Origin of the sequence: Pseudarthrobacter sulfonivorans, assembly GCF_014712225.1 — a bacterium.
Lineage (GTDB): Bacteria > Actinomycetota > Actinomycetes > Actinomycetales > Micrococcaceae > Arthrobacter > Arthrobacter sulfonivorans.
This window is the reverse complement of record NZ_JACXBW010000018.1, coordinates 16,724-40,376: the sequence shown is the minus strand read 5'-3', so window position 1 is coordinate 40,376 and position 23,653 is coordinate 16,724. Positions and strand designations below refer to the sequence as shown.

General features: G+C 66.1%; 29 protein-coding genes and 1 pseudogene. 10 read left to right on the top strand and 20 right to left on the bottom strand.

Annotated features, from left to right (window positions below; all coding sequences use genetic code 11):
- Positions 1-28 precede the first annotated feature (28 nt).
- Positions 29-1,102: a DNA polymerase IV gene (locus IAQ70_RS19095; protein ID WP_456154049.1), complete on the top strand. Its 1,074-nt coding sequence runs from the start codon at positions 29-31 to the stop codon at positions 1,100-1,102.
- Positions 1,103-1,139: 37 nt separating this feature from the next.
- Here the strand turns inward: IAQ70_RS19095 and IAQ70_RS19090 are convergent, their stop codons facing one another.
- Positions 1,140-1,661 (bottom strand): Lrp/AsnC family transcriptional regulator, encoded by a 522-nt coding sequence (locus IAQ70_RS19090; protein ID WP_190991176.1) that lies wholly within the window; start codon positions 1,659-1,661, stop codon positions 1,140-1,142.
- A gap of 109 nt (positions 1,662-1,770) precedes the next feature.
- Here IAQ70_RS19090 and IAQ70_RS19085 point away from each other — a divergent pair, with 109 nt between their 5' ends.
- Positions 1,771-3,018 (top strand): NAD(P)/FAD-dependent oxidoreductase, encoded by a 1,248-nt coding sequence (locus IAQ70_RS19085; RefSeq protein WP_190991174.1) that lies wholly within the window; start codon positions 1,771-1,773, stop codon positions 3,016-3,018.
- A 28-nt stretch (positions 3,019-3,046) separates the two neighbouring features.
- Here the strand turns inward: IAQ70_RS19085 and IAQ70_RS22900 are convergent, their stop codons facing one another.
- The 5 genes from IAQ70_RS22900 to IAQ70_RS19060 all read right to left on the bottom strand — a co-directional run bounded on the left by IAQ70_RS22900 (position 3,047) and on the right by IAQ70_RS19060 (position 7,171).
- A complete protein-coding gene (locus IAQ70_RS22900; protein WP_317983711.1) occupies positions 3,047-3,610 on the bottom strand; it encodes a hypothetical protein in 564 nt (187 codons plus the stop codon).
- Positions 3,611-3,905: 295 nt separating this feature from the next.
- Positions 3,906-4,970: a spore photoproduct lyase family protein gene (locus tag IAQ70_RS19075; protein WP_190991172.1), complete on the bottom strand. Its 1,065-nt coding sequence runs from the start codon at positions 4,968-4,970 to the stop codon at positions 3,906-3,908.
- 34 nt (positions 4,971-5,004) lie between these two features.
- A complete protein-coding gene (locus IAQ70_RS19070) occupies positions 5,005-5,616 on the bottom strand; it encodes a hypothetical protein (protein WP_190991169.1) in 612 nt (203 codons plus the stop codon).
- Positions 5,613-6,317, bottom strand: coding sequence for a CPBP family intramembrane glutamic endopeptidase (locus tag IAQ70_RS19065; protein ID WP_190991168.1), 705 nt, complete (start codon positions 6,315-6,317; stop codon positions 5,613-5,615). Before IAQ70_RS19065 ends, IAQ70_RS19070 begins: the two co-directional genes overlap by 4 nt.
- 212 nt (positions 6,318-6,529) lie before the next feature.
- Complete coding sequence (locus tag IAQ70_RS19060) at positions 6,530-7,171, bottom strand: septum formation family protein (protein ID WP_190991166.1); 642 nt, start codon at positions 7,169-7,171, stop codon at positions 6,530-6,532.
- A gap of 272 nt (positions 7,172-7,443) precedes the next feature.
- On the opposite strand from IAQ70_RS19060, the gene IAQ70_RS19055 reads away from it, so the two are divergent.
- Both IAQ70_RS19055 and IAQ70_RS19050 read left to right on the top strand, forming a co-directional pair.
- On the top strand, positions 7,444-7,677 hold the full coding sequence (locus tag IAQ70_RS19055) for a DUF3073 domain-containing protein (protein WP_190991276.1): 234 nt from the start codon (positions 7,444-7,446) through the stop codon (positions 7,675-7,677).
- Positions 7,678-7,913: 236 nt separating this feature from the next.
- Positions 7,914-8,693 (top strand): VOC family protein, encoded by a 780-nt coding sequence (locus IAQ70_RS19050; RefSeq protein WP_190991164.1) that lies wholly within the window; start codon positions 7,914-7,916, stop codon positions 8,691-8,693.
- 94 nt (positions 8,694-8,787) lie between these two features.
- Here the strand turns inward: IAQ70_RS19050 and purM are convergent, their stop codons facing one another.
- The 3 genes from purM to IAQ70_RS19035 all read right to left on the bottom strand — a co-directional run bounded on the left by purM (position 8,788) and on the right by IAQ70_RS19035 (position 12,016).
- Positions 8,788-9,948: a phosphoribosylformylglycinamidine cyclo-ligase gene (gene purM, locus IAQ70_RS19045; protein WP_190991161.1), complete on the bottom strand. Its 1,161-nt coding sequence runs from the start codon at positions 9,946-9,948 to the stop codon at positions 8,788-8,790.
- Complete coding sequence (purF, locus tag IAQ70_RS19040; RefSeq protein WP_190991159.1) at positions 9,945-11,633, bottom strand: amidophosphoribosyltransferase; 1,689 nt, start codon at positions 11,631-11,633, stop codon at positions 9,945-9,947. Before purF ends, purM begins: the two co-directional genes overlap by 4 nt.
- A 68-nt stretch (positions 11,634-11,701) precedes the next feature.
- Positions 11,702-12,016, bottom strand: a complete 315-nt coding sequence (locus tag IAQ70_RS19035) for a hypothetical protein (RefSeq protein ID WP_190991157.1) — start codon at positions 12,014-12,016, stop codon at positions 11,702-11,704.
- Between the two features lie 243 nt (positions 12,017-12,259).
- On the opposite strand from IAQ70_RS19035, the gene IAQ70_RS19030 reads away from it, so the two are divergent.
- Entirely contained in the window at positions 12,260-12,553 is a 294-nt protein-coding gene (locus IAQ70_RS19030; protein ID WP_190991155.1) for a hypothetical protein, read from the top strand.
- A gap of 214 nt (positions 12,554-12,767) precedes the next feature.
- Here the strand turns inward: IAQ70_RS19030 and IAQ70_RS19025 are convergent, their stop codons facing one another.
- Complete coding sequence (locus IAQ70_RS19025; protein ID WP_190991153.1) at positions 12,768-13,340, bottom strand: GNAT family N-acetyltransferase; 573 nt, start codon at positions 13,338-13,340, stop codon at positions 12,768-12,770.
- 38 nt (positions 13,341-13,378) lie between these two features.
- Entirely contained in the window at positions 13,379-13,858 is a 480-nt protein-coding gene (gene bcp, locus IAQ70_RS19020; protein ID WP_190991151.1) for a thioredoxin-dependent thiol peroxidase, read from the bottom strand.
- Positions 13,859-14,112: 254 nt separating this feature from the next.
- Here bcp and IAQ70_RS19015 point away from each other — a divergent pair, with 254 nt between their 5' ends.
- On the top strand, positions 14,113-14,511 hold the full coding sequence (locus tag IAQ70_RS19015) for a cupin domain-containing protein (RefSeq protein ID WP_190991148.1): 399 nt from the start codon (positions 14,113-14,115) through the stop codon (positions 14,509-14,511).
- A 29-nt stretch (positions 14,512-14,540) separates the two neighbouring features.
- On the opposite strand, the gene IAQ70_RS19010 is transcribed toward IAQ70_RS19015, so the two are convergent.
- From IAQ70_RS19010 to IAQ70_RS19000, 3 genes and pseudogenes are all read right to left on the bottom strand, one after another.
- A complete protein-coding gene (locus tag IAQ70_RS19010) occupies positions 14,541-15,122 on the bottom strand; it encodes an AAA family ATPase (RefSeq protein WP_190991147.1) in 582 nt (193 codons plus the stop codon).
- Positions 15,123-15,196: 74 nt separating this feature from the next.
- Positions 15,197-15,954: pseudogene (locus tag IAQ70_RS19005) on the bottom strand (LysE family translocator).
- Positions 15,857-16,201, bottom strand: a complete 345-nt coding sequence (locus IAQ70_RS19000; protein WP_190991145.1) for a hypothetical protein — start codon at positions 16,199-16,201, stop codon at positions 15,857-15,859. The pseudogene IAQ70_RS19005 and the gene IAQ70_RS19000 overlap by 98 nt, the downstream one beginning before the upstream one ends.
- 211 nt (positions 16,202-16,412) lie before the next feature.
- Between IAQ70_RS19000 and IAQ70_RS18995 the strand changes: the two genes are divergently transcribed.
- Positions 16,413-17,375: an SMP-30/gluconolactonase/LRE family protein gene (locus IAQ70_RS18995; protein ID WP_223860369.1), complete on the top strand. Its 963-nt coding sequence runs from the start codon at positions 16,413-16,415 to the stop codon at positions 17,373-17,375.
- Positions 17,376-17,402: 27 nt separating this feature from the next.
- Here the strand turns inward: IAQ70_RS18995 and IAQ70_RS18990 are convergent, their stop codons facing one another.
- Positions 17,403-18,071 (bottom strand): SRPBCC family protein, encoded by a 669-nt coding sequence (locus tag IAQ70_RS18990; protein WP_190991143.1) that lies wholly within the window; start codon positions 18,069-18,071, stop codon positions 17,403-17,405.
- Between the two features lie 4 nt (positions 18,072-18,075).
- Positions 18,076-18,225 carry a hypothetical protein gene (locus tag IAQ70_RS18985; RefSeq protein ID WP_190991141.1) on the bottom strand — a complete coding sequence of 50 codons (150 nt, stop codon included), beginning with the start codon at positions 18,223-18,225 and terminating at the stop codon, positions 18,076-18,078.
- Between the two features lie 189 nt (positions 18,226-18,414).
- On the opposite strand from IAQ70_RS18985, the gene IAQ70_RS18980 reads away from it, so the two are divergent.
- A complete protein-coding gene (locus IAQ70_RS18980) occupies positions 18,415-19,026 on the top strand; it encodes an NADPH-dependent FMN reductase (RefSeq protein WP_190991140.1) in 612 nt (203 codons plus the stop codon).
- 22 nt (positions 19,027-19,048) lie between these two features.
- On the opposite strand, the gene IAQ70_RS18975 is transcribed toward IAQ70_RS18980, so the two are convergent.
- The gene (locus tag IAQ70_RS18975) at positions 19,049-19,522 is read right to left on the bottom strand and encodes a sensor histidine kinase (protein WP_190991138.1); all 474 of its coding nucleotides are present in this window, start codon (positions 19,520-19,522) and stop codon (positions 19,049-19,051) included.
- A gap of 191 nt (positions 19,523-19,713) precedes the next feature.
- On the opposite strand from IAQ70_RS18975, the gene IAQ70_RS18970 reads away from it, so the two are divergent.
- Positions 19,714-19,890, top strand: coding sequence for a hypothetical protein (locus IAQ70_RS18970; protein WP_190991136.1), 177 nt, complete (start codon positions 19,714-19,716; stop codon positions 19,888-19,890).
- A 171-nt stretch (positions 19,891-20,061) separates the two neighbouring features.
- Positions 20,062-20,766, top strand: a complete 705-nt coding sequence (locus IAQ70_RS18965; RefSeq protein WP_223860367.1) for a hypothetical protein — start codon at positions 20,062-20,064, stop codon at positions 20,764-20,766.
- 24 nt (positions 20,767-20,790) lie between these two features.
- On the opposite strand, the gene IAQ70_RS18960 is transcribed toward IAQ70_RS18965, so the two are convergent.
- From IAQ70_RS18960 to IAQ70_RS18950, 3 genes are read right to left on the bottom strand one after another with little or no spacing between them, the layout of a single operon-like run.
- Positions 20,791-21,648, bottom strand: a complete 858-nt coding sequence (locus IAQ70_RS18960; RefSeq protein WP_190991132.1) for a 3-hydroxyacyl-CoA dehydrogenase family protein — start codon at positions 21,646-21,648, stop codon at positions 20,791-20,793.
- Positions 21,645-22,442, bottom strand: coding sequence for an enoyl-CoA hydratase/isomerase family protein (locus tag IAQ70_RS18955; RefSeq protein ID WP_190991130.1), 798 nt, complete (start codon positions 22,440-22,442; stop codon positions 21,645-21,647). Before IAQ70_RS18955 ends, IAQ70_RS18960 begins: the two co-directional genes overlap by 4 nt.
- Positions 22,442-23,653 carry a thiolase family protein gene (locus IAQ70_RS18950; RefSeq protein ID WP_190991128.1) on the bottom strand — a complete coding sequence of 404 codons (1,212 nt, stop codon included), beginning with the start codon at positions 23,651-23,653 and terminating at the stop codon, positions 22,442-22,444. The genes IAQ70_RS18955 and IAQ70_RS18950 overlap by 1 nt, the downstream gene beginning before the upstream one ends.

Below are 23,653 nucleotides of genomic sequence, written 5' to 3'. Positions count from 1 at the left end.
CCAGGGATGTTTAGGGCAGACTGGTGGCGTGAGCGGAATCCCGTGGGTGCTGCATGTCGATCTCGACCAATTCATCGCCGCGGTCGAAGTGCTCCGGCGGCCGGAGCTTGCGGGCAAACCGGTCATTGTCGGCGGCCGGGGCGACCCGACGGAACGGGCTGTGGTGTCGACCGCCTCCTATGAAGCCAGGGCGTTCGGCGTGGGTTCCGGAATGCCCTTGCGCATTGCGGTCCGGAAAGTGCCTGACGCCGTGGTCCTGCCCGTTGATCACGAGGCTTATCTCGCGGCCTCTGAAACGGTGATGGCTACCCTGCGCGCGCAGCCGGGCGCCACCGTGCAGGTGCTCGGCTGGGACGAAGCCTTTATCGGCACCGAGACAGAAAATCCGGAAGCCTATGCACGGCAGGTGCAGGCCGCTGTCCTGGAGCAAACACGGCTGCACTGCAGCGTGGGCATCGGCGACACCCTGGTCCGGGCCAAGGTCGCCACCGGCTTCGGCAAGCCGGCCGGCGTCTTCCGGCTCACTGCCGGGAACTGGCTGGAGGTCATGGGCCACCGCCCCACCAAGGACCTGTGGGGCGTCGGAACCAAAGTGTCGGGCCGGCTGGCCAAACTCGGCATCAGCACCGTCGCCCAGCTCGCTGCGGCAGACCCCCAGGACCTGGTCCCGGAATTTGGGCCCAGGATGGGTCCCTGGTACGCGGAATTGGGACGCGGGGATGGCGCCAGCGTCGTCGACGACACCCCGTGGGTGGCCCGCGGGCATAGCCGGGAAACCACCTTTCAGCAGGACCTGACCGAGCCCGCCCAGGTGGACGACGCCGTCAGGGACCTGACAGCGCGTGTCCTGGAGGATGTTGTGGCCGAAGGCCGGCCCGTGGTCGGGCTGACTCTCAAGATCCGGTACGCGCCATTCTCCACGACAACCCACGCCAGGAAGATCCCAGAGACCTTCGACCGGAACGAAATCCTCGCGCGGGCCCTGGACCTCGCAACCGCAATCGAACCGGACCGCCCTATCCGGCTCCTGGGGCTGCGGGCGGAAATGGCAATGCCCGACGATGCCCGAAAGGGACACACTCCCACGCGCGGAGGCTGGTAACGGCGTCGCCTGCCTTGAAGCAACGCCGGAGACGCGATCAGGCAGCGGGCGATCTGTCGGTCGGTCGCAAGTATTCAAAAATCACGGTGGTATTCGTCCCCGCCACTTCCGGCCTGAGGCTGAGGTTGGCTGCCACCAGGTCACGGAGCGCGGCCGAATCAGTCACAGCGACGTGAATGAGAAAATCCCGGTCTCCCGTGACGAAGAAGATGCTCTCGACGGCGGGCAGCCCGGCCAGATATTTTTCGAACTCCGTGAGGTTGGACCGCGCATGGGCATGCAGCCGGATGGCGATCAGGGCCTGCAGTCCCCGCCCTACTGCCGCCGGATCCACATCCGCGTGGAAGCCGCGGATGATGCCCCGCTCCTGAAGGGAGCGGATCCGGCCGTGGCAGGTGGAGGGGGCGATGCCCGCAGCAGCGGCGATGGCATTGTTCGGCATCCGCGCGTCGGCCTGCAGCATCTGGATGATGAGGTGGTCCGTTTCGTCCAGAACCGGGTGCCGACCGTTCTTCGGTTCCGGCGACAAACGTCCGATCTTTTCTGAATGAATTGGCATAATCACAGCTTTGCCCAGAATGATTGCCGAATCAATTGAGGTTCGTTTTTACATTCTTCAGACTGAAGCCAATGCCATGTGGCATGCGTCATGGTTGAGGGAGAGTGGAATGTATTCACGCGCACAGTCGCCGCGCACCGCCGTCGTTGTCGGTGCTGGAATGGTTGGCCTGGCTACGGCCTGGCATCTGCAGGAACGCGGCATCGAGGTGACAGTCCTCGAGCGCTCCGCCGTTGCCGCCGGCGCCTCGTGGGGCAACGCCGGCTGGCTCACGCCAGGCATGGCCATGCCGCTGGCTGATCCGACCCTGTGGTCCTACGCCCCGAAGGCACTGCTTGATGCTACTGCGCCGCTGCATATCCCGGCGCGGCTGGATCCGAAGCTGTGGGCGTTCCTGGCACGCTTCGGCCTGCACGCCACTGCCAGGGCCTGGGGCAAGGCCATGGCTGCGCTGACGCCGATCGACCGGATGGCCCTGGACGCCTTCGATGAGCTGACTTCCGGCGGCGTGGACGCGTGGACGCGGAAGGGACCCTTTGTCATCGGATTCGAGCGGGAAAAGGAAAGCCGGCCGTTCATCCACGAGATCCGGCAGGTGGAGAAGGCCGGGCAGAAGGTGCCGCTCACGCGCCTGGACAATCCGCAGCTCAAGGTGCCGCAGCTCTCCGCCGGCGTTTCAACGGTCTACGAAATGGAGGAGCAGCGCTTCATCGAACCCGGGCCGTTTGTTCAGGCCCTGGCCGATGCGGTGCAGGCCCGCGGCGGAAAAATCCTGACCGGCATGGAAGTGCGCTCATTGCGTCACGGCCCGCAGGGGATCTCCGTGGAGAGCTATGGGCAGGAGCCCGTTGACGCCGACGTCGTGGTGCTGGCCACCGGAGCCTGGCTGCCGGCGCTGGCCAAGCCGCTCGGCGTGAAGAGCCGGATCCAGGCCGGCCGCGGCTATTCCTTCAGTGTCGCCACGGACGATCCCGCCGAGTTCCCCATCTACTTCCCGGCCCGCCGGGTGGCGTGCACGCCATACCAGGGCCGGCTTCGGATTGCCGGCACCATGGAGTTCCGCGGTCCGGACGAGCCATTGCAGACGGGACGCATTGACGCCATCCTCGCCTCGGTGCGGCCGCTGTTCACCAACATGGATCTGGAGAACCTCGAGGACATTTGGGTGGGGGCCCGTCCGGTGACGCCTGACGGGCTGCCGGTGGTCGGCGCGACCCGTTCCCCCGGGGTCTACGTCGCCGGCGGGCACGGCATGTGGGGTGTTGTGCTTGGACCGGCCACCGGCAAACTGCTGGCCGAGCAGATCGCCACCGGGCACATTCCGGACGAGATCCGCGCCTTCGACCCCCTGCGGTGACCGGGAGCCGGCACACGCCCCGGCCTGATCAGGCCGGGGCGGTCGGCAGTACCAGCAGGTAGCCGGTTGGCAGATCGCTGCTCCAGCGTCGCGGCTCGCGGGCCACGAACTGCGTTGCCAACTGCTCGGGGGTAAGCAGGCTGTTCGGCGCGGGTGACGGTCCCCACTGCCCGCTGCCGTAAGGGTAGAGCGGATCCTGGACGCGGATGCCGGTGACCGTGAACTCGGGGAATTGGGCGGGATCGCCGAGCGACTCAAACCCGCTCATCACCCACGCGTGGCGGCCGCTCCACATGACCAGCCCAACCGGCCGGTCCGTGTCCGCGATGGCGCGCGCCGCGGTCCGCAGCGCGTCCCCATAGTCGGCGATGCTGACCACCTTGTATGGGCCCATCCCGACCTCGGTCAGCACCTGCGCCCAGCCGAACGGGTTGGCACCATTGAACGAGTTGGACGACCGTGCCCGGGCCATCTCCCACAGCTCGCCCTGGTGAGCGCTAGCGGTCCACGTGCCGCCGCCGGTGTCATCGATGAGGTTGTGCGCCATCTGGATGCTCGCCGCAACACACCAGTCGAAGGTGTACTGCGGCACGAAGTCCCCCTCCTGGTAGAGGTTGAGGGCGAACGCCTGAGGCGCCGGCGCTGGCGTGGGAACCGACGCGGGGCCGGGGGCTGGTGCGGGGAGCGTGGTCTGCTGCGGGGCCGCGGCGGTCCCATCCGCGGCTGACGGCACCGAGGAGATGGCGGAGGTAGGCTGACCGGTCGCGACGGCGTCGAGACGGATCGCGGGCGCGCAGGCACCGAGGAGAATCGCCAGGGCAACGAGCCAGGCCGGAAAACGGGCGCGGGCACCGATCATGATCCAGTCTAGCGCGGCGCCAAATACCTCAGAAGGCGTAGCGGATGCGGCAGTAGGGCGCGATCTCCGCAATAAGCGCGGTCAGCTGCCGCACATAACGGGCCTTGGTTCCCGAGCGGTAACGGACGTTGGTGAAGCCGTTGGAGGAGACCTTCGATTCCTGGAGGTCCGGACGCCACAGTACATTTTCGGCCTGCGGATGCCACCCCAGGTTGACCTCGTGGAGCCGCTCGTTGTGGGTCAGGAAGATGACTTCTGCCGCGAGTTGGGCCTTTGCGGCGGCGGTCAGGGTGGCATCGAGTTGGCGCAGCAGCTCCTCCCAATCCTTGAGCCAGGTGCCCGTGATGATGACAGGGGAGAAGTTCACGTGTACCTCGTACCCGGCATCGACGAAGTCGTTGATCGCCGCCATGCGTCCAGCCACCGGCGAGGTCCGGACGTCAATCGATTTCGCCAGGTCCGCGGGCATCAGCGAAAAGCGGATCCTGGTGTGACCGCCGTGGTCCCAGCCGAGCATGGCCTGGTTCACGTACTTGGTGGCAAAGGACAGTTTGGCGGTTGGCAGGTCCCGGAAGAGCGTGACGAGATCCTCCACGTTGTCACTGATCAGCGCGTCGACGGAGCAGTCGCTGTTTTCGCCGATGTCGTAGATCCACAGTGCAGGATCGCACTGGTTGGGCTCGAGCTTTATGCCCTGGCGCGTGGCATGCCGCTCGAGGGCCGCGGCAATCTGGTCGATGTTCGCGAACACCGTAACCGGGTTGCTGTACCCCTTGTGCCGGGGCACGTAGCAGTAGGCGCAGGCCATGGCGCAGCCGTTCGCGGTGGAGGGCGCAATGAAGTCCGCGGACCGGCCGTTCGGCTGGATGGTCAGCGCCTTCTTGACGCCAAGCACCAGCGCCTCGGTCTTGATCCGGGACCAGCGGGGCACGTTCGTCTCATCACCGTGCACCTCCGGGATGTTCCAGTGATTATCGACAAGCACGACGTCGGCATCCGGCCAGCGCTCGATGATCTCCTTGCCCCTGGGAAGCTCTAGAGCGGCTGGCTGTGCGTAGATGCGCCGGATCTGCAGCAGCCGGTTGAATTCCATGATCCCATTCTGCTGCCAAGTGCCATCCCGGGCGTTACGACGCCGGTCGGTTGTGCGCCGCAGGCGCTCCAGTGCGGATGATCCACCACCCCAGGACGGCCATGGCCAAGCCGATGGGGATCCCGTAGGGCGGCAGCCCGGCGTTGTAGCCTAGGAGGCCTGCGACAACGAACAGCAGGCCGATCCACGCCGGGAACATGTGTGAACGCCAGCCGGCGATGCCAAAGACGATCCAGCCCGCGGCGAAAAGCACGTAGCTGGACAGCCCGCCCACCGCCAGCATTCCCGAGCCGCCGGCCAGGATGGCACCGGGCGCGACGTCGGCGATCCAGGGGCCGGCAAAGCCGTCAAACCACATGTTGCCCGCCATGTCCAGGGTGCCCACCAGTGCGAAACAGAATGCAACTGCCCCCAGTCCCCCCGCCCGGCCGCCGAGCCTGAAGTAGACGGCCACCAGGGCCAGGACAAGCCCGATGAACACCACCCAGTACAGGGCGTTGGCTGCTATGAAAGGCGTCTGCCGCATCATGTCGATCCGTTCGCGGCTCCGGTCGGCGGCGAGCAGGCGGGCCACGTCAACAGCGGCGAAAACGACGCCGGACACCACTGCGATAGGTCCGGCAGCTTTAGCGAGTGGTGATGTCATTGCTCCCTCCTCAGGGAGAAGCGCCCGACGGCGGTGGCAGGGCGGGGTGCCTTGCGCCAGGCCCTGCGGTCCAGCGTCATGGTGGCCAGAACCGCGAGAACGACCACCGCGAAGTAGATCAGCTCCGCGCGTCCGGCGTCGGCGGCGGCAAAGCCGACGGAACCCACCGTGAAAGTGCCTTGGCTGTTGTGGAACAGGTACGTCAACAGGACGCTGCCGCCTGTGCGGTTGAAGAGCCACACGTAGAGGAACGTGATGGCGAACGTCGTCGGCAAGCCGATCAGGCTCAGCCCGCCAAAGAGGACCAGCGGCACGTGCCAGAGGGCAACCAGGACGCCGAGGATGGCTGCGGACAGCAGCGGAGGACGGGCAGCCTGCAGCAGCGGGAGCGCGTAGCCGCGGAAACCGGGCTCCTCGCCCAACGGCCCGTCCAGCGGGTTGACCAGCCGGACGGCGAAGACGGTCAGCAGCCCGCTCCATGTCAGCTGCCCGAGGCCCGGGGCAGAGGCCCCGAGCGCCATCGTGATGAGCCCCGTGATCAGGACAAAGGCGGCCGGGAACAGCAGTGCAACGGCGTACCAGACCCACCCGACGCGCCAGCGGAGGAGCCGCCGTCCCCAGGTGCGGAAACCGGCGCGGCCTTCGGCGAGAGCGATGACGATAATGGCCGCAGCAAGCGGGCCGACGGGCAAAAATTCCATGCGGGGAATCAGCCCTGACGCGTATGCGGGCCACGATGCCCAGGAAATTGCGTAGGTCAGGACAAAGAAGGCCGGAAGCCTGTGTTTTTTTAGCCAGCCTGATGAACTGCGCATGACGGCTCCGAACGGACACTGCAGAGTGCTCCAATTGTCCGCCCCCTGCCCGCGTACGCGCTAGTGCCGGCACCCCTCCGTGGTGCTCCCTTGGAGGCTCAGGGGAGCACGCTGGCGTTGATGACGTTCCCGCCGTCGGCCGTCACGTAGCAGTCCACCCTGCGGTCACCGGAATCCCAGCTGGTGCCGCTGGGATAAGCGCGCTGGAAGTTCAGCGTGTAGGCGTCGGCTGCCGGCGCCAGCTTGACCGCCCGGCAGGCTTCCAAGGCCTTGGCGGCGAGGGCTTCCCGGCCCGGGTAGGAATCTTTGGCCGGGTAGCGGAACACGGCCACCAACTGGGCGGAGTGGCCGGTATCGCAGGCCACCACCGTTGACCGGAGGGCCGCGGGGTCAAAATCCTTATAGCAGTCCCCCAAGCGGTAGTCGGGCGGCGTCACACCCTCCCGCGGCAACGCGAGCGGGGTCGGCAGGGGTGTGGGGGAGATCTCCACGACAACGGAACCGGGGTCGCCGGGCGGGGCGGCTGGTTCGGAACCCAGCCGGTCGGCGAGCCACACCAGGGCCACCACAACTCCAATCAGAACCAATGCGAACACAGCCTTCAGCAGGATGGACGCGGCCCGACGGTGCTTCTGCGGGGAAGGTTCTGCCGGAGCCGGCTGGGCCGCCACCTGCGCCAAACCGGCTGCGGGCGGGGCAGCAGGTTTGGGTGGGATGGGACGTTGTTCCTGGTTGTCCATCCGGATACCCTCCTGGATTTCACCTCGTCGGGGTGCCGTTCCGTGCACCCCGGACCGGCAGCTCTTGAAGAGACTCTATCCAACAAAAATGCCGGGAACCCGCGGTTCGTCGCGGAAAGGGTACCGGATAGGGCGCTCCGACGCACAGGCTGGCAAGCACCTGCCGCCGAAAGCATGTAATCTAGGTGTACGACAAATTGACCAAACATTCCGGGGCCTCACCGATAGCCAAGGTGACCACCTCCGGTCCGAGTACAAAAGGGGGTCACGCCATGGGGCGCGGCCGTCAAAAGGCAAAAGCTACCAAGCAGGCTCGGGACATTAAGTACTACTCCCCGAACACTGATTATTCGGCCCTTCAGCGTGAGCTCAAGGGTCGTGAAGGTCTTGCCACGAGCCATTTCGCGAATGACCCGGTTGAACCGGACTATTCGGCTTACGTGGATAAGTACGCGGAAGATTTGGAAGAAGACGACGACGAGGTGCACACCCGTCGGATCGGCTAGCTGTCGCAGCAGGTTTGCCGCAGGCGGCCTGCCCCGTGACGCCGCAGTACAACCGGACGACCCATCTGTTCGCTAGTACAGCGCTTCTTTTTCAGCACCTTGGTTCCACTCGGACCCCTCGGGTGTTGGCCTCAGTTATCAGGCCCGTTGCCTGTACCGGAATCCGGTGCAGGTGGCGGGCTTTTTGGTGTTGACTGGTGTCTGGATGCGATGTGCCGCCCGCGAAAGGACCCCCAATGCCAGAGAATGCTCCCTCACCGCGCTACCGTCACGGCGAACCGTGCTGGGCTGACGTCCAGACCCGGGACGTCGAAGCGGCCAAGGCGTTCTATGCCGCGGTGTTCGGCTGGACGTTCACGGACCTGCCCACGCCCGACGGCCGCAGCTACGCCCAGGCCTTCGTGGGGGAGGACCTGGTGGCAACCGTTGCGCCGCAGAATCCGCACCAGGAATCACTGGGTACGGCCGCCCAGTGGAACATCTACTTCGCGGCCGAGGACGCCGGCGCGCTGGCCGAGGAAGTTCCGCATGCCGGCGGTGCCGTGCAGTTCGGCCCCGAGGAGATCGGGGACACCGGGGTCATGGTGTTTGTGGATCCGCCCGGCGGCGGGACCACCGGCGTGTGGCAGCCCGGAACGCACACCGGCACCGGCCGGTACAACGAACCGGGCGCCCTCTCCTGGACGGAACTGCTGACGCCCGAGCCGCAGGCCGCCGTCGGATTTTTCCAGCAGCTGTTCGGCCACGAGGTGACCGAGTACCCGCAGGACGACGGCGGGACCTACACAACGCTGATGGTGAACGGAGCAGAGGTGGCCGGGATTGTCGCGGCCGAGGCGCCTGCGCGGTGGCAGATCTACTTCGGGGTCGCTGACGTGGCGGACGCTGTCCGGAAGGCTGTGGCAGCCGGTGCCGAGGTGCTGGTCGCACCCGAGGCTGACGACGACGAGACACCCGGCGCCACGGCAACCCTCAAGGATCCGCAAGGCGGCGAGTTCAGCCTGCTGGAGGTTTAAGACCAAGCCTTCAAAAGCAATCGACTGCTCCGTAAACGCCGTTTTGATGACTCAAAACGGCCGTTACGGAGCAATCGATGAGACGCGATGGGGTCTAGGCGTAGCCGTTGACCAAACGGACGGCGCCGCCGTCCACTCCCTTGGCGCCCTGGACGTAGTCCGGGCCGGACTTGAGGATCGAATCTGAATCCTCGGTGACGGTGCCCATGACCCAGGACGGCAGGCCGCGGTCGTTGAGGCGCGCCACCGCGGCATCGGCAGCTTCGGCGGACACGATGGCCACCATGCCCACACCGAGGTTCAGGGTGCGCTCCAGGTCGGCCAGCGGGACGTTGCCGAGCTCGGAGACCAGCTTGAAGATGGCCGGCAGTTCCCAGGTGGCGCGGTCAACGGTGGCCACGAGGCCCTGCGGCAGGACCCGGGCCAGGTTGGCGGCCAGGCCGCCGCCGGTGACGTGGCTGAAGCCGTGTACAGCGTTGGCCGAGTTGACCGGGAAGGCGCGGGCCAGGTCCAGGCAGTCGGCGGCATAGACGCGGGTGGGTTCCAGCAGTTCCTCGCCCAGCGTGCGGCCGAGTTCGGAGACCTGTCGGTCCAGGGCCCAGCCGGCGTGGTTGATGACGCGGCGGACCAGGGAGTAGCCGTTGGAGTGCAGGCCCGAGGAAGCCATGCCGATCACGACGTCGCCGGCGCGGACACGTTCCGGGCCGAGGAGTTCGGAGGCTTCGACAACGCCGGTGGCGGCACCTGCGACGTCGTATTCCTGCTCACCCAGCAGGCCGGGGTGCTCGGCGGTTTCGCCGCCCACCAGGGCAGTGCCGGCCACGGAACAGGCGGCCGCGATGCCGCGGACGATGTCCGCGATGCGCTCCGGGACAACCTTGCCGCAGGCAATGTAGTCGGTCATGAAGAGCGGCTCGGCACCCACCACCACGATGTCGTCCACCACCATGCCCACCAGGTCAAAGCCGATGGTGTCGTGGATGTCCATGGCCTGGGCGATGGCAACCTTGGTGCCCACACCGTCGGTGGACGTGGCCAGCAGCGGGCGCTTGTAGGTCAGCAGCTTCGAGACGTCGTATAGTCCGGCGAAGCCGCCCACACCGCCAAGGACGGAGGAATTGTGGGTGGCCTTCACGGCACCCTTCATCAGCTCAACGGCGCGGTCGCCGGCCTCAACGTCAACACCGGCAGCGGCGTACGTGATGCCTGCGGCGTTCCCGGAGGTGCTGCCGGCGGCGGGGGATGCGGAAGTCATACGGACTCTTTCTTGTCGGCGCCGGGGGTGATGGCTTCGTGGTGGATCTCAGGCACAAGGTCAGCTTCGGTGAGCAGATTCTCGAACTCCGCGTCCGGTCCCGGGTCGCAGCCCGTGGCTCCGGCCTTCTCCGCCGGATCCTCGCGGTCGTCGACGGCGGGCGTGGACAGGGCGGCCGTGGCGCCGGGCAGGGCAGAGGCCGACGGCGTGAGGCCGCCGAGGTCGGTCCGCTCCAGCAGGTTCTTGCCCAGTTTGTCCGAGCTGGGGAGCTCGATGGGGTACTTGCCGGTGAAGCAGGCGGTGCAGAGGCGTTCGCGGGGCTGCCGGGTGGCGTCGATCATGCCGTCTTCGGAAATGTAGGCGAGCGAATCGGCGCCGATGGCCTGGGAGATTTCCTCGATGGTGGCGCCGTTGGCGATCAGTTCCGCCCGGGAGGCGAAGTCGATGCCGTAGAAGCACGGCCACTTGACCGGCGGCGAGGAAATTTTGATGTGGACGGACGCGGCGCCGGCTTCCCGGAGCATACGGACGATGGCGCGCTGGGTGTTTCCGCGGACGATCGAATCGTCCACCACCACAACGCGCTTGCCGCGGATCACGGATTCAAGGGCGTTCAGCTTAAGCCGGATACCCAGCTGGCGGAGCGTCTGTGAGGGCTGGATGAACGTCCGGCCCACGTAGGAGTTCTTGACGAAGCCGTGCGCGAACGGAATGCCCGATTCCTCGGCATAGCCCACGGCGGCAGGGGTGCCGGACTCCGGCACGGGGATGACGATGTCCGCTTCCTGGGTATTTTCGCGGGCCAGCTGGCGGCCCATTTCCACGCGGGACTCGTACACGGAGCGGCCGGAGATCGAGGCGTCCGGGCGCGCAAGGTAGACGTATTCGAAAACGCAACCCGCCGGCGTCGGCTCCGCGAAACGCTTGGAACGCACGCCGTCCTCGTCGATGGCGATGAATTCGCCGGGTTCGATTTCACGAATGAAGCTGGCGCCCACGGTGGCCAGGGCGGACTGTTCGGAGGCGACAACCCAGCCGCGCTCCAGCCGGCCGAGGACCAGCGGGCGGATGCCGTAGGTGTCTCGTGCTGCGTAGAGGGTGCCTTCGTCCATAAAGACGAAGCAGAAGCCGCCCTTGATCTTGGGCAGGAGCTCGGTGGCAGTCTGTTCGAGGGTCTTGCCCTCTTCGCCTTCCAGAAGCGCGGTCACCAGGGCGGTGTCCGAGGTGTTGCCTTGCTTCATTTCGCCGCTGAGCTGGCCGCCGTTGCGTTCCTGGATCATGGCATTGAGCTCGGCCGTGTTGGTCAGGTTGCCGTTGTGCGCGAGGGCCACGGTGCCGGTGCTGGTGGCGCCAAGGGTGGGCTGGGCGTTGGCCCAGTGGCTGGCTCCGGTGGTGGAGTAGCGGCAGTGTCCCACCGCCAGGTGCCCGGTCAGGGTGTTCAGCGTGGTCTCATCGAACACCTGGGAAACGAGGCCCATGTCCTTGTAGACGTTGATCCGCTTACCGTCACTGGTGGCTATGCCAGCCGACTCCTGACCGCGGTGCTGCAATGCATACAGCCCGTAATAGGTTAGTTTTGCTACTTCTTCACCTGGTGCCCAGACCCCGAAAACGCCACAAGCGTCCTGAGGGCCTTTTTCGCCAGGGAGAAGATCATGAGAAAGTTTTCCATCGCCGCGTGCCACTGGTCGATTATCTCACGAGATGGGGTAAGACTTGGCCGCGCCAGCTTTTGTGACTCCCTGCCCCGAACCTACTGGCCGGTACCGTCGTCGGGCTCGGAATCGGGGACGGCCTCAACGACGGCGCGTTCCTGGCGCTTGACGCTCCGCCGGTCCAGGACGAGGGCAGCCACCGCGCCCAGGATGGCGCCGCCGGCGCCGAACATGACCAGGAAAAAACCGAACACCGCCCCGCGGTCGAAGCTTTCGTCACCGGGGAGGGCGTACGCCACGACGGCGGCGACGGCGACGCCCACGAGTGCGCCGAGGATGAGGAACGGCACATATTTGGGTGCCCGGCGGACGGTGACCTCGCGGCGCTCGGCAGGTGTTTCTTCGGAAGACATGCCTTCTAGCCTACTCATTCCCCCGAATGCCCCAGTTCCCCCCGATGCTCCATCACGTCTGGTTGCTAAAAAAGCGCGGCCGGATGGGGACCAGGAGTGATAGGGCAACCGGGAGGACTTTGTCTTGTGGGAATACTTGCCCCGCCTTGATGGGGCCTTGAGCGTCACTGGCCACACTCGAAGCAGGAGCTTCAACGGAGAGCTTCGAGGAACGCGCGGCTTGCCTGAGGACGGTGCAGGGTTATGGAAAAAGCTGAACCCGATAGCGGGCTGCGGGGCAGGCTGACGGGCTCGTGGCGGCTTCTGAAGCAGGGCCACCGCCCCCGGAGCACTGTTCATTACCTGAGCCATGCCTGGCAGCTTCGGTCCCTTTCCCGGTCCTTGGCCAACGCACTGGGTGAGTCGTGGGAGGCATCGAGCTGGCCGGGGGACCGGCTGGCGGTGGGCGCTGAACTTTCTGAAAAAGTGGAAAAACTCACCCTGCTCCTTAACCGGGAAACCGAAATCCACGGCCGCCTGACGGCACTCCTGAAGTAGCCGTTCCCTCCTGACCTGATCCATGCCAGACTTACCACCATCGAGTGGCTGGGGGTTACCGAGTCAGGAGATGCCGTGCATTGGTATACAGGTTGGGCTTACCTCTTAGCTGGGCTAATGACAATAGACGCGCTCCTGCTGGCCTTATGGGCGATCGACTCTGACTGGCCCAATAACTGGCGCAAGAAGCCCTGACTTCAGCGCCTGACCTCGCTCAGCGCAGGTCCAGCCGCATCAGCACCCGCGGGAATCCGTTGAGCACCGAATCGGTGTCGGCCGCCTTGACAAAGCCTGCCCGCTCGAAGAGGCTGCGCGTGCCCACGTAGGCCATGGTGAGGTCCACTTTCCTGCCCTGGTTGTCCACCGGGTAGCCCTCGACGGCAGGGGCGCCGTAGCTGCGGGCCAGGTCAACGGCACCCCCCAGCAGATGGTGCGAGATGCCGTTGCCCCGAAAACCGGGCCGGACCCTGATGCACCAGATTGACCACACAGCCAGGTCGTCCACATGCGGAATCCTGCGGTTGCGGGCAAAGCTGGTATCGGCGCGCGGGTGGACGGCTGCCCACCCCACGACGTCGTCGCCGTCGTACGCAAGCACCCCTGGCGGCGGATCCTGCCGCACCAGTTCCCGCATCAAGTCCCCGCGGGCCGTTCCGCGCAGTTCCAAATTTTGCTTGGACGGGATCCGGTAGCTGAGGCACCAGCACACGGTGGCATCCGGCCGCTTGGGCCCCACCACTGTCCGCACATCGTCAAAAAGCGTGGCGGGGCGAACCTCGATCGCCATGGTTGCCTCCGATCCGCGGCTGCCTGTAACCGGCCGGGCTAGACCCCGAGCGTCTCCCGAAGGGCCGCGACGTGCCCCTGTGCCTTGACCTGGTACTGGGCCAGCGCAACGTTGCCTTGGGGGTCCACCACTACGGTGGACCGGACGAGGCCTTCGACGATCTCGCCGTTCACCAGCTTTTCACCCCAGGCGCCATAGGCGAGGGCCACGGCGTGGTCCTCGTCGGACAGGAGCGGGAAGGTCAGGCTGAAGTCGCCGGTGAAGGCGGCCAGCTTCCCGGGGGCATCCGGGGAGATGCCCAGCACTTCGTAGCCGGAACCCTGAAGGGAGGCGAGGCTATCGCGGAAATCGCAGGCCTCGGTGGTGCAGCCCGGTGTTGCCGCGGCCGGGTAGAAGTACACAACGACGTTCTTGCCGCGGTAGTCGGACAGTGAGATTGCCTTGCCGGCGGCGTCCTGGAGGGTGAATTCCGGGGCCTGCGTACCTGGCTGAAGCTTGATGGTCAGTTGGTTGCTCATGGCGTTCCTTCGGGAGACTCTGGCGGCTAAAAGGCAAAACCAGTGAAGCGGGCTTTCCGCTCTACAGACAACTCGGGCGTCATGTGGAGTATTCCGCAGGTCATGCATTTTCCATTGACTTCGGCGGCGGCAAGGATACGGTTAAAGATACTCAGAAATGGTCTCTGCAGTACGTCGCCGCCCGCACTTAGCCACCCTTGACGGTGTGGTTCCTGCCCCAATTCGCCCGCGAACCATTCCTAGGCTGTGTCCTAATGACCGCAAATTTCATCAGAGCCCTGGCTGTTAAGTCCCTGGACATCCCGGACAAGAAGCGCTGCCCGGACAAGGCCGAGTTCGATCTTGTCACCGTGGACGATTACTCGGTGGCCCGGCTGATCCTTGCGCCCGGCTGGCGTTGGTCCGAGTTCGCCAAGCCCACAGAGCTGACGGACTTCTGTGAACACAACCATCTGGGCTACTGCGTCTCCGGTTCGCTGGAGATTCAAACGTCCGACGGCGTGAGGTCCACTATCAGGGCCCATGACACGTACGCGCTGCCTCCCGGGCACGACGAATGGGTCATCGGCTCCGAGCCGTTCGTCGCCATCGAGTTCCTGGGGGCGGCGTCCTTCGGCCGGCCGCGCAGCCGGGGCATGCACGCGCTGATTTGAGCCTGCGCGGGTTGAAACGGGCTCCGGCCTCAGACGGCCGCGGCGGCTTCCGCACCCACGACGTGCTCCAGCGAGTCCACCACGTCCGCCGGCGGTTGGCTGGCGTCGACGCGGCGGAAGTACTGGTACTCAGGCAGGGCGCGGTACGCGTCGCGGAGGGCGGCCAGGTCAGCGAGGGTCTCGGTATCAGTGCCGCGCGCCGTGATGCGGTGGCGGGCCGACGCCGGCTCGATGTCCAGGTGCACCACGGCGTCCGGTGCCGGCAGCCGGGACAGCAGCCAGGGCAGCACCCGGCCTCGCGGCAGACCCTTCGCGGTGCGCAGCGCGAGCTGGCAGTACAGGTGGCGGTCCATCACCACCAGCCCGTCGAAGCGGCTGGCCCGTACGTGGGACACGAGCACGTTGGCGACGCGGATTGTTGTCTCGACGGCGTCCGCAAGGCGGAGCGGCCACCGCAGGCCCAGCCGTTCGCCCAGCACGGACATGCTGCGCCTGCCGGCGTGGTTGTTGAGCAGCAGGGCTTTCTTGCCGTCGGCGCGGGTCTTGGACACCAGGGCGCGGGCGGCCGTGGACTTCCCCGAACCGTCAATCCCAGTCAGGACAATAAGCAAGTGGCCTCCTTCCGCCACCGGTTTAAACGGCAGGGGGGCCTGGATCGTGCCGTAGCGAGGCGCACCTCACATCGTCAAGGGCGCGGTTCGAGGGCCAGCTTCAGTCCGAAACCGACCAGGACAGTGCCCGTGATCCGGTCAATGATCCCGACGCTGCGCCGGTCCTTCAGCCATCTTGAGGCGAAGCCGGTGCCGGCGATCAGGGCGGACAGCCACACCAGGCCCAGGACGCAATGCACCCCGGCGAGCAGGACGCCCATCAGCAGCGGGGACGTCCCGGGCGGGCTGAACTGGGGGATGGTGGCGATGTAGAAAACGCCCACCTTGGGTTGAGGAGGTTGGTGCCGGTGCCGGTGAGCCAGCCCCGGAGGAACTGGTGGCCGGAGGGCGGGGGGAGCCCGACGGCGGCCGGACCCTCCGCCGAGCCCGGTCCTCTGCTGCGGCTCTTCCAGAGCAGGGAGGCGCCCAGCCAGACCATGTAGGCTGCCCCGGCCATCGTCAGGATCCGGTAGGCGAGTTCCGAGGCGGCCAGGAGCGCGGATACGCCTACTGCCGCGGCGATTCCCCATGCCATCAGTCCTGTGGTGATCCCCAGGGCGGTGGCGAAGGCGAACGGGCCGGACCGGGCAATGGCGGACCGGAGCACCAGGGCGGTATCGACACCCGGGACCAGCGTCAGCAGGCCGGCGGACGACGGCGGCCGGGCGGCCGCCGTCGGGCGTTCAGATGGGAGCCTAGCGGCAGAAGTTGGACAGCGCCGTGTTGGCTGCCTGGTTGTTAGCCTGCATCTCCGCGATCTTTGCCGTGTCCGGGTTCTCCTTGGAAGCCTCATCGGCATACTCGATCAGGGACCCAAGCGCAGGCTTGAGGTCGTCGGACGCGACAGCCTCAATGGGCCGGATCTGGTTGGCGAGGCGCACAAGGCCGGTCTTGGTCTGGCCGCCGCCGTTCGACGGGTTGGACAGGACAACCTGGACGCGCTCGCAGGTTTGGGTGGTGGAGAGTTTGGTGGGCGCAGTGCACGCGGAGGCGGAAAGCACGAGGCCGGCGGCGATCAGGGCGGTGGCGAGTTTCTTCATGGGTCCCTCAGTAGGCGGTTGAGGTTTCGATTGTAAGCAGAGTGCACGCTCCGGTGCCCTTCGGGGTGCTCCGGAGGGCGGAGTGTGACCGGGCAGGGAGGGGGCTTCGGGCTCTGGCGGGACCCACCGCAGGTTGCTTAAACTGGCAGGACAACCGTGCGGGCCTGCCGCATGTTGGCCTGTGCGGATCAGCCGAATCAAGGAAAACAAAATGGCCCGCACAACCCGGAATTCAGGAAAAGTACAGCGCCGTACCGCCATGGTGTTCTTCGCGGTGATGGGGTTGCTGGCCCCTGTCGGCCCTGCGACAGCTACCCCTCCGGAAGACTCAGTCATTGTGCTCGACGGCGCCACGTCGGCCGAAGGGATCGCGGCCGGCGAGGGCACCACTTTCTACGCAGGCGACCTGCAGCTCGGCGACATCTACCGCGGTGACATCCGCAGCGGCAAGGCGGAACTGTTCATTGATGTCTCCCAATTTGATATGACCCAACGGGCAGCCGTCGGCATGAAAGCCGACGTCCGCAATGACCTGCTGTTTGTGGCAGGCGGCACCACCGGCAAGGCCTACGTATATGACACTGCGTCCGGCGAACCCGTCAAGGACTACACCCTGGCCCCCGGCTTCATCAACGATGTCACGCTCACCGGCGAGGGTGCCTGGTTCACCAACTCGGCAGCCGCCGAGCTCTACTTCGTTCCCGTAGGCTCGCACGGCAAACTGGGCAAGGTCCGGACGCTGAAGCTGACGGGTCCGGCCGCCGAACTGGCCGGCTCCTTCAACCTCAACGGCATCGCTGCCGCGGATGACGGCCGGGTGCTGATCGTTGGTCACTCCGGCTTCGGAAAGCTTTACACCGTTGACCCGGAGTCCGGGGAAACCGCTGTCATTGCCGGCGTGGACGTGCCCAACGTTGACGGCATCCTGGTCCGGGGCCACCAGCTCTGGGCAGTGCAGAACTTCTCGAACCAGATCAGCCGCTTCAGGCTCGCCGACGATCTGGCCTCCGGTGAAATCAGGAAGGTCATCACCAGCCTCGACTTCAAAGTCCCCACCACCGTGGCCTTCTTCGGCAACACCCGGTTCGGGAGCACGCTGGCCGCTGTAAACGCCAAGTTCAACGACACCATGGCCACGCAGTACGAGGTGGTGCTGGTACCGGCCTGGGACTAGCGGCCGCGGCTTGGTACCGGCCTGGGGCTAGCGGTCGCCCAGGCTGCCACCGAGGGGTGGCAGGGTGCCGTCGGCACGCCTGACGCCCCTTCGGTCGGCCCGGCTGTGGGCCTCGCCCTCTGCCGATCCGTCGGACTCGCCCATGAGATCCACCAGGCCGCCGGTCTGGTCGAACGGGTGTGCGAACCGGTTGTACTCCTGGGGCAGGTTGCCCGTCCGGCTTTCAGCGGTGCCCTGCGTTGCTCCGGGGACCGCCTTCCGCCACTCGCCGGTGGCGTGGCCCTCGTGTTCAATAAACTTCTTGAATTTCTTGAGGTCGTGGTCCGCCTGGCGGCCCACCACGTGGAGCAGTTCGCCAACCCTTTCCAGCATTCCCTCGGGCAGGTATTCGAGGGTGAGGGCAACCTCGGTCCTGTTCCCGCCGGCGTCGGAGAATTCAACGGCGCCGGCGTTCGTGGCACCTCCGGTGGAAGCCCACGCCAACCTGCGGTCCGGCACCCGCTCAAGGATGGTTGCCTCCCACTCGCGGCGGACGCCGGCGATGCGTGCCACCCATTTCAGCCGGTTATCGCTGAGCTGGGTCACGCTCTCCACACCGTCCATGAAGTGCGGGAAGTCCTCGAACTGCGTCCACTGGTTGTAGGCCGTGCTTACGGGCACGTCCACCACAATCCGTTTCTCCACTTTGTTGCTCATGGTGTTACTCCTCGTCGGGGTCGAGGCCTTCCGCTGGTTCCTGCGAGTGCACCCGGATGTCAGCTGAATCGGCTGCCTCGGCGCCCGCGGCTTCGTCGCCTTCGGCCGGGGCCTCGCTGTGGATCCGCTGCGCTGCTGCTGGTTTGTCCTTCATGGCAGATGCTCCCTGAGTGCATGGTGGATGGCGCCGTCCTCATCATTCAGCGCCTCCGGCTGCGGGGTGTCAATAACCCCGGAACGGGCTATGGCTGTGGCCGGGGTTTTGTGCTGGACTGGTGGGGCACGTGCCCCATCCAAACTCTTTGGCCAGCCGGCCCGCCGGCTGTTGGGAAGGAACAATCGCATGGCATCGTTTAGGATCGGATACTTTGTGGGGAGCCTGGCAACAGGGTCCATCAACCGCACGCTTGCCCGGGCGCTCGTCAAACTGGCGCCGGAAGAGCTGGAATTCACCGAGATCCCCATCAAGGACCTGCCGCTCTACAGCTACGATTACGACGCCGATTTCCCGCCGGAAGGACGTGCCCTCAAGGAAGCCATTGAGGCCTCCGACGGCATCCTCTTTGTGTCCCCCGAATACAACCGTTCCATCCCCGGGGCCCTCAAGAATGCCATCGACTGGGCATCGCGGCCCTGGGGCACCAACTCTTTTGCACGCAAGCCCACCGGCATCATCGGCGCCTCGCCGGGCAGCATCGGCACGGCCGTGATGCAGTCCTCCATGCGCAGCGTGCTGAGCTTCCTGGATGCGCCCCAACTCAACGCCCCTGAGGTCTACATCCAGTTCAAGCCCGAGGTCTTCGGGGAAGACGGCGGGATCCGGGATGAATCAACGGCCAAGTTCCTGCGGCACTACATGGAGGAATACAGCGCGTTCGTCCAGCGCGTGCTGGCCGCCAATGCGCCGGGCCACATCGGCGATCAGGAACCGGACCCGGACAAGCTTTCACGGTAAGTCACCCGTCCCATTCCGCAGTTCAGTCCAGGGGCAGGGTTACCGTGACAGTGGTGCCCTGCCCCGGTGTCGAAGCGACCTGAACGGTGCCGCCGGCCTCGTGAACTGCCACGGACATCAGCCGCAGCCCGTACCCGTGGTGTCGCCCGCTGAGGGCCAGCTGGCTGTCAAAGCCCGCGCCGTCGTCGGACACGACCAGGCGCACGCCGTGACCCACGGCGGCGAGTTGGACAGTGAGTTCGGAGGCCTCTGAGTACTTGAGCGCGTTGCTCAGCGCTTCGCGGGCTGACTGGTACAGGAGGGACGCGCAGTCCGCCGGGATCTCAATCCCCCAGTGCGGAGTATCCCAGCGGACTGCTGTCCCCTGCTGGCGGAGAGGGCCGGTGAGCCGGTCAATGCAACCGGCCAGCCCCAAGCTGTAGAAATCGATCGGGTGGTGATCGGTGATCACTCCTTCGACCGCGACTACCTCGTCAAGAGCTAATTCGTTCGCCATTGAACTCTCCTGCTTCCCCGCATTTTTGTGTTGATAAGTCCAGAGTGAACCGCCAACTGCATGGGTTGCGAAGGGTTGGCTCAAGATCTGATCAAATTTTTCGAAATCCATTGTGGCGCGGCTTTTTGCGGCGGGGGTTCTGTCTGACGCGTCTGCTTGATACCGTAATTTCCCCACATCCAGGAGGAGCTATGAGCATCAACTCACCCGAATCCCTGCCCGACGATGAGCCGCAGGAGGACGCCGCGGCTGGAGCCGTCAACAAGAAGGACGACGGCGGGGTCCCGACAGGGGCGGACGGTGTCGGCCTGGGATTCACGCACGAGGCCAACACCTTCGAACCCGAGGAGGACACTGAGGCCGAGTAGCGGCGGCTCACTGCCTCTTTTCGTTACCCTCGCAACGTTTCAGCGCCAAAGCAACGGACGGGCGGTCTTTTCGCGCCCTGCGCCCGGACAATTTAAGGACCAAATTCGGCCGAGGAGGGTGTGATGGGCGGTCCGTCCGCGAGAGGCGCTGCAATTCCAACAGTCGTTCTGATGGCTCTGCTGTTGGCGGGCTGCGGCCCGCAGGCGGGGCCGCCGGCGACGTCCGGCAGCCCCGGCTCCACGGCCACATCCGCGACGGCGGCCCCAACAATGGCTGAGACGGCGTCCGGCTCCCCGAGTGCCACAGCCAGCGCACCGGCGTCGGCCGCCTGGACGAGCTTTACCACGGCGGACGGCCAGCTGATCTTCGACCTGCCCGCGGCGTGGAGCGTCAGGGACCCTGCCGGGGAACTGCCGGAAGGCGGCGGCGCCTTCGCGGAGGTAACCAACCAGGCCGGCAAGCCGCTGGCCACCCTGCGGACCAACATGGCCACCGGCTCCACGTGCATGGAGCGCTTCCCGTATCAGGTGCTGGAGTCACAGGACCTGCCGGCACTCACGCAAAACGGCACAGCGCCCCGGTACATCTTCGAGACCCGCGGGAACAACGCGACGCCCGGCCCGGCGGACACCCCGGCGGCGGCCTACGGCATCCAGACCAGTCCGCTGCCCACCGGTGACTCGGCCTGCGCCATCTTCCACTTCTTCACCTGGCCACCCACCGCTGCGATGTTCGGGGCGTTCTACAGCCCGGAGAACAACGTGACGCCGGGCGCCGAGTCCTTGCCTTACCTGGAACAGGCGAAGAAGTACGCCCAGACGGACGAGTACCGGGACATCAAGCGGATGATCACGTCACTGCGGCCGGCCGGGTAGGGCCGGCGGGCTAAGGCAGGCGGCTCAGGACCAGTCGAAGAAGCCCTTGCCGGTCTTGCGGCCCAGCTCGCCGCGGGCCACCTTGTCCTTGAGGATCTGCGGCGGGGCGAACCGCTCCCCGAGCGTGGACTGCAGGTATTCGGCGATGCCCAGCCGCACGTCCAGGCCCACGATGTCCGTGGTCCTCAGCGGCCCGGTGGGGTGCTTGTAGCCCAGGACCATGGCGGCGTCGATGTCCTCCGCGGACGCCACACCCTCCTCCACCATGCGCATCGCCTCGAGCGCGATGGCCACGCCAAGCCGTGAGGAGGCAAAGCCAGGCGCGTCGTTCACGACGACGGCGGTCTTGCCGAGTGCCTCGACCCAGCCTTTTGCCGCCGCGGCCACGGCCGGGGAGGTTTGCTCGCCGAGCACCACTTCAATGAGCGTGGACGCGGGAACCGGGTTGAAGAAGTGCAGGCCGAGGAAGTTCTGCGGCCGCTTCAGCTCCCGGGCCAAACCGTTCACGGACAGGGACGATGTGTTGGACGCCAGGAACGCGTCCTCGGCCAGTCGCGCTTCGATGCCCCGGAGCGCCGTGACTTTCAGGTCCCAGTCCTCGGGGACGGCCTCGACAACCAGCTGGCGGTCCTTGAAGTCGTCGTAGTCCACCGTGACGGCGAGCCGGGACACCATCTCATCCAGGTTCACGTCGGTGGCTCCGCGTTCGATGCTTTTGGCGGCAGCGGATTCCACGCGTTCCCGGGCGGCTTCGGCGGACTCTTCGTCACGCTCCACCACCAGGACGTTGGCTCCGTTGAGCAGGAAGGCGTGGGCGATGCCCGCGCCCATGCGGCCCCCGCCGAGGACGCCGACGGTGGAGGGGAGGTTCGGGTTGGTCATGGCTTCTTTGCCTTTTCGTCGTCGGCTTTTTTGGCTGTTTTCTTGTCCAGGAACGCCTGCATGCGGTCGAACTTGGCCTGGGATTCGAAAAGGATTCCCTGCGCCAGCTGGTCAATCAGCGGATGGGCCTCCGCGGGGGCATGGAACACGGACTTCGTAATGCGCACGGCCAGCGGGTCCTGGCGGCCGATCCTGTCCGCGAGGTTGTGTGCGGCGTCCATCAGTTCCGGTGCCTCGTGAATTTCCGTGATGAGGTTCGCCGCCAGGGCGTCCTCCGCCCGGAGAATCAGGCCGGCCAGCAGGATCTGCTTGGCCAGCGGTTCGCCCACGAGTTCCTTCAGCCGCCAGCTTGCACCTGCGGCAGCAAGAATGCCCAGCCCGGTCTCGGGGTTGCCGATCCGCACGCTGGGCGTTCCGATCCGGAAGTCCGCGGCGTAGGCGAGCTCGGCGCCGCCGCCCAGGCAGTAGCCGTCGAGTGCGGCAATGACCGGCATCGGCAGCTTGGCGATCCGCACGAAGATGGTGGAGTTGATGCCCTGCAGCGCGTCGTCGCGGCGGCGCTCGCGGAGCTGGGCAATGTCCGCCCCGGAGGCGAAGACGCCGTCCACGCCGGCGATGATCAGGACTTTGGGGTTCTGCTCCAGCGCGGCGCAGACCACGTGCAGCTCGTCCACCATTTGCTGGTCGATGGCGTTCCGGACTTCCGGCCGGTTAAGGAGGACCACCACGCGATCTTCGCGCTCCTCCACCAGGAGCGTGCTGAAGTGTTCGTTCGCGAGGTCCGGGGCGGCCACTAGACGCGCTCCAGCAGCATCGCGGTGCCCTGCCCCACGCCGATGCACATTGTGGCGAGGCCGATTTTGGCGTCCTCACGTTCCATCCGCCCCAGCAGGGTGATGGCGATCCGTGATCCGCTGGAACCGAGCGGATGCCCCAGGCTGATGGCGCCGCCGTCGTTATTCACGATCTCCGGATCCAGGCCCAACCTGCGCATGCACGCCAGGGATTGCGTGGCGAAGGCTTCATTCAGTTCGACGGCGCCGAGGTCACCGACGCTGAGGCCGCTCCGCTTGAGCACCTTCTGGGTGGCGGGGACGGGGCCGATGCCCATTATCTCCGGCTCGCAGCCGGCCGAGGCGCCGTCAACGATGCGGGCACGGGGAGCCAGGCCCAGCCGTTTGATGGCGGACTCGGACGCCACGATGATGGCGGAGGCGCCGTCGTTCAGCGTGGAGGAGTTGCCGGCCGTGACCACCGAACCGCCCGAAACAACGGGGCGCAGGCCGGCGAGGACGTCCAGGGTGGTGCCGGCGCGGGGGCCCTCATCGGTGTCCACCACGGTTTCGGACTTCCGGGTTTTGACAGTCACGGGGACGATCTCGTCAGTGAAACGTCCGGCCGCGATGGCCGCGAGGGAACGTTCATGGGACCGGACTGCAAAGGCATCGGCGTCCTCGCGGGAGATGCCGTCCACCCGGGCCAGTTCCTCGGCCGTCTCCGGCATGGAGTACGTCATCTTGCCGTCCCTGGACAGCTCGCCCTTATGGAACTTCGGGTTGGCGAACCGCCAGCCGATGGAGGTATCGAAGATCTGGCCGGGCTTGGCGAAGGCCGTGGCGGGCTTTTCCTGGACCCACGGTGCGCGGCTCATGGATTCCACGCCGCCGGCGATCACAATGTCAGCGGCGCCGGACTTGACCATGTGGCTGGCCATGATGATGGCGCTGAGTCCGGAGGCGCAGAGCCGGTTCACGGTGATGCCGGGGATATGCAGGGGAAGTCCTGCCAACAGGGTGGCCATCCGGGCCACGTTGCGGTTTTCCTCGCCGGCACCGTTGGCGTTGCCGAGGATGACTTCCTCAATGCTGTCCGGATCGAGCCCGGCGCGGGAGACTGCCTCGCGGACCACCAGCGCGGCCAGGTCATCGGGACGGACCGCCGAGAGTGCTCCGCCGTAACGGCCTACAGGCGTCCGGACGCCACCAACAAGAAATGCCTCAACCAT

Excerpts from the sequence above, each read along its gene's own strand:
- IAQ70_RS18975 (WP_190991138.1), bottom strand. The coding sequence starts at position 19,522 with ATGGCGAACGAATTAGCTCTTGACGAGGTAGTCGCGGTCGAAGGAGTG.
- IAQ70_RS18980 (WP_190991140.1), top strand. The coding sequence starts at position 18,415 with ATGGCATCGTTTAGGATCGGATACTTTGTGGGGAGCCTGGCAACAGGG.
- IAQ70_RS19030 (WP_190991155.1), top strand. The coding sequence starts at position 12,260 with ATGGAAAAAGCTGAACCCGATAGCGGGCTGCGGGGCAGGCTGACGGGC.
- IAQ70_RS18995 (WP_223860369.1), top strand. The coding sequence starts at position 16,413 with ATGGCCCGCACAACCCGGAATTCAGGAAAAGTACAGCGCCGTACCGCC.
- IAQ70_RS19090 (WP_190991176.1), bottom strand. The coding sequence starts at position 1,661 with ATGCCAATTCATTCAGAAAAGATCGGACGTTTGTCGCCGGAACCGAAG.
- IAQ70_RS19085 (WP_190991174.1), top strand. The coding sequence starts at position 1,771 with ATGTATTCACGCGCACAGTCGCCGCGCACCGCCGTCGTTGTCGGTGCT.
- IAQ70_RS19065 (WP_190991168.1), bottom strand. The coding sequence starts at position 6,317 with ATGGAATTTTTGCCCGTCGGCCCGCTTGCTGCGGCCATTATCGTCATC.
- IAQ70_RS18985 (WP_190991141.1), bottom strand. The coding sequence starts at position 18,225 with ATGAAGGACAAACCAGCAGCAGCGCAGCGGATCCACAGCGAGGCCCCG.
- IAQ70_RS19055 (WP_190991276.1), top strand. The coding sequence starts at position 7,444 with ATGGGGCGCGGCCGTCAAAAGGCAAAAGCTACCAAGCAGGCTCGGGAC.
- IAQ70_RS19025 (WP_190991153.1), bottom strand. The coding sequence starts at position 13,340 with ATGGCGATCGAGGTTCGCCCCGCCACGCTTTTTGACGATGTGCGGACA.
- IAQ70_RS19075 (WP_190991172.1), bottom strand. The coding sequence starts at position 4,970 with ATGGAATTCAACCGGCTGCTGCAGATCCGGCGCATCTACGCACAGCCA.
- IAQ70_RS19070 (WP_190991169.1), bottom strand. The coding sequence starts at position 5,616 with ATGACATCACCACTCGCTAAAGCTGCCGGACCTATCGCAGTGGTGTCC.
- IAQ70_RS19000 (WP_190991145.1), bottom strand. The coding sequence starts at position 16,201 with ATGAAGAAACTCGCCACCGCCCTGATCGCCGCCGGCCTCGTGCTTTCC.
- IAQ70_RS18990 (WP_190991143.1), bottom strand. The coding sequence starts at position 18,071 with ATGAGCAACAAAGTGGAGAAACGGATTGTGGTGGACGTGCCCGTAAGC.
- IAQ70_RS19050 (WP_190991164.1), top strand. The coding sequence starts at position 7,914 with ATGCCAGAGAATGCTCCCTCACCGCGCTACCGTCACGGCGAACCGTGC.
- bcp (WP_190991151.1), bottom strand. The coding sequence starts at position 13,858 with ATGAGCAACCAACTGACCATCAAGCTTCAGCCAGGTACGCAGGCCCCG.
- purM (WP_190991161.1), bottom strand. The coding sequence starts at position 9,948 with ATGACTTCCGCATCCCCCGCCGCCGGCAGCACCTCCGGGAACGCCGCA.
- IAQ70_RS19060 (WP_190991166.1), bottom strand. The coding sequence starts at position 7,171 with ATGGACAACCAGGAACAACGTCCCATCCCACCCAAACCTGCTGCCCCG.
- IAQ70_RS19015 (WP_190991148.1), top strand. The coding sequence starts at position 14,113 with ATGACCGCAAATTTCATCAGAGCCCTGGCTGTTAAGTCCCTGGACATC.
- IAQ70_RS18960 (WP_190991132.1), bottom strand. The coding sequence starts at position 21,648 with ATGACCAACCCGAACCTCCCCTCCACCGTCGGCGTCCTCGGCGGGGGC.
- IAQ70_RS18970 (WP_190991136.1), top strand. The coding sequence starts at position 19,714 with ATGAGCATCAACTCACCCGAATCCCTGCCCGACGATGAGCCGCAGGAG.
- IAQ70_RS19035 (WP_190991157.1), bottom strand. The coding sequence starts at position 12,016 with ATGTCTTCCGAAGAAACACCTGCCGAGCGCCGCGAGGTCACCGTCCGC.
- IAQ70_RS18950 (WP_190991128.1), bottom strand. The coding sequence starts at position 23,653 with ATGGTTGAGGCATTTCTTGTTGGTGGCGTCCGGACGCCTGTAGGCCGT.
- IAQ70_RS18965 (WP_223860367.1), top strand. The coding sequence starts at position 20,062 with ATGGCTCTGCTGTTGGCGGGCTGCGGCCCGCAGGCGGGGCCGCCGGCG.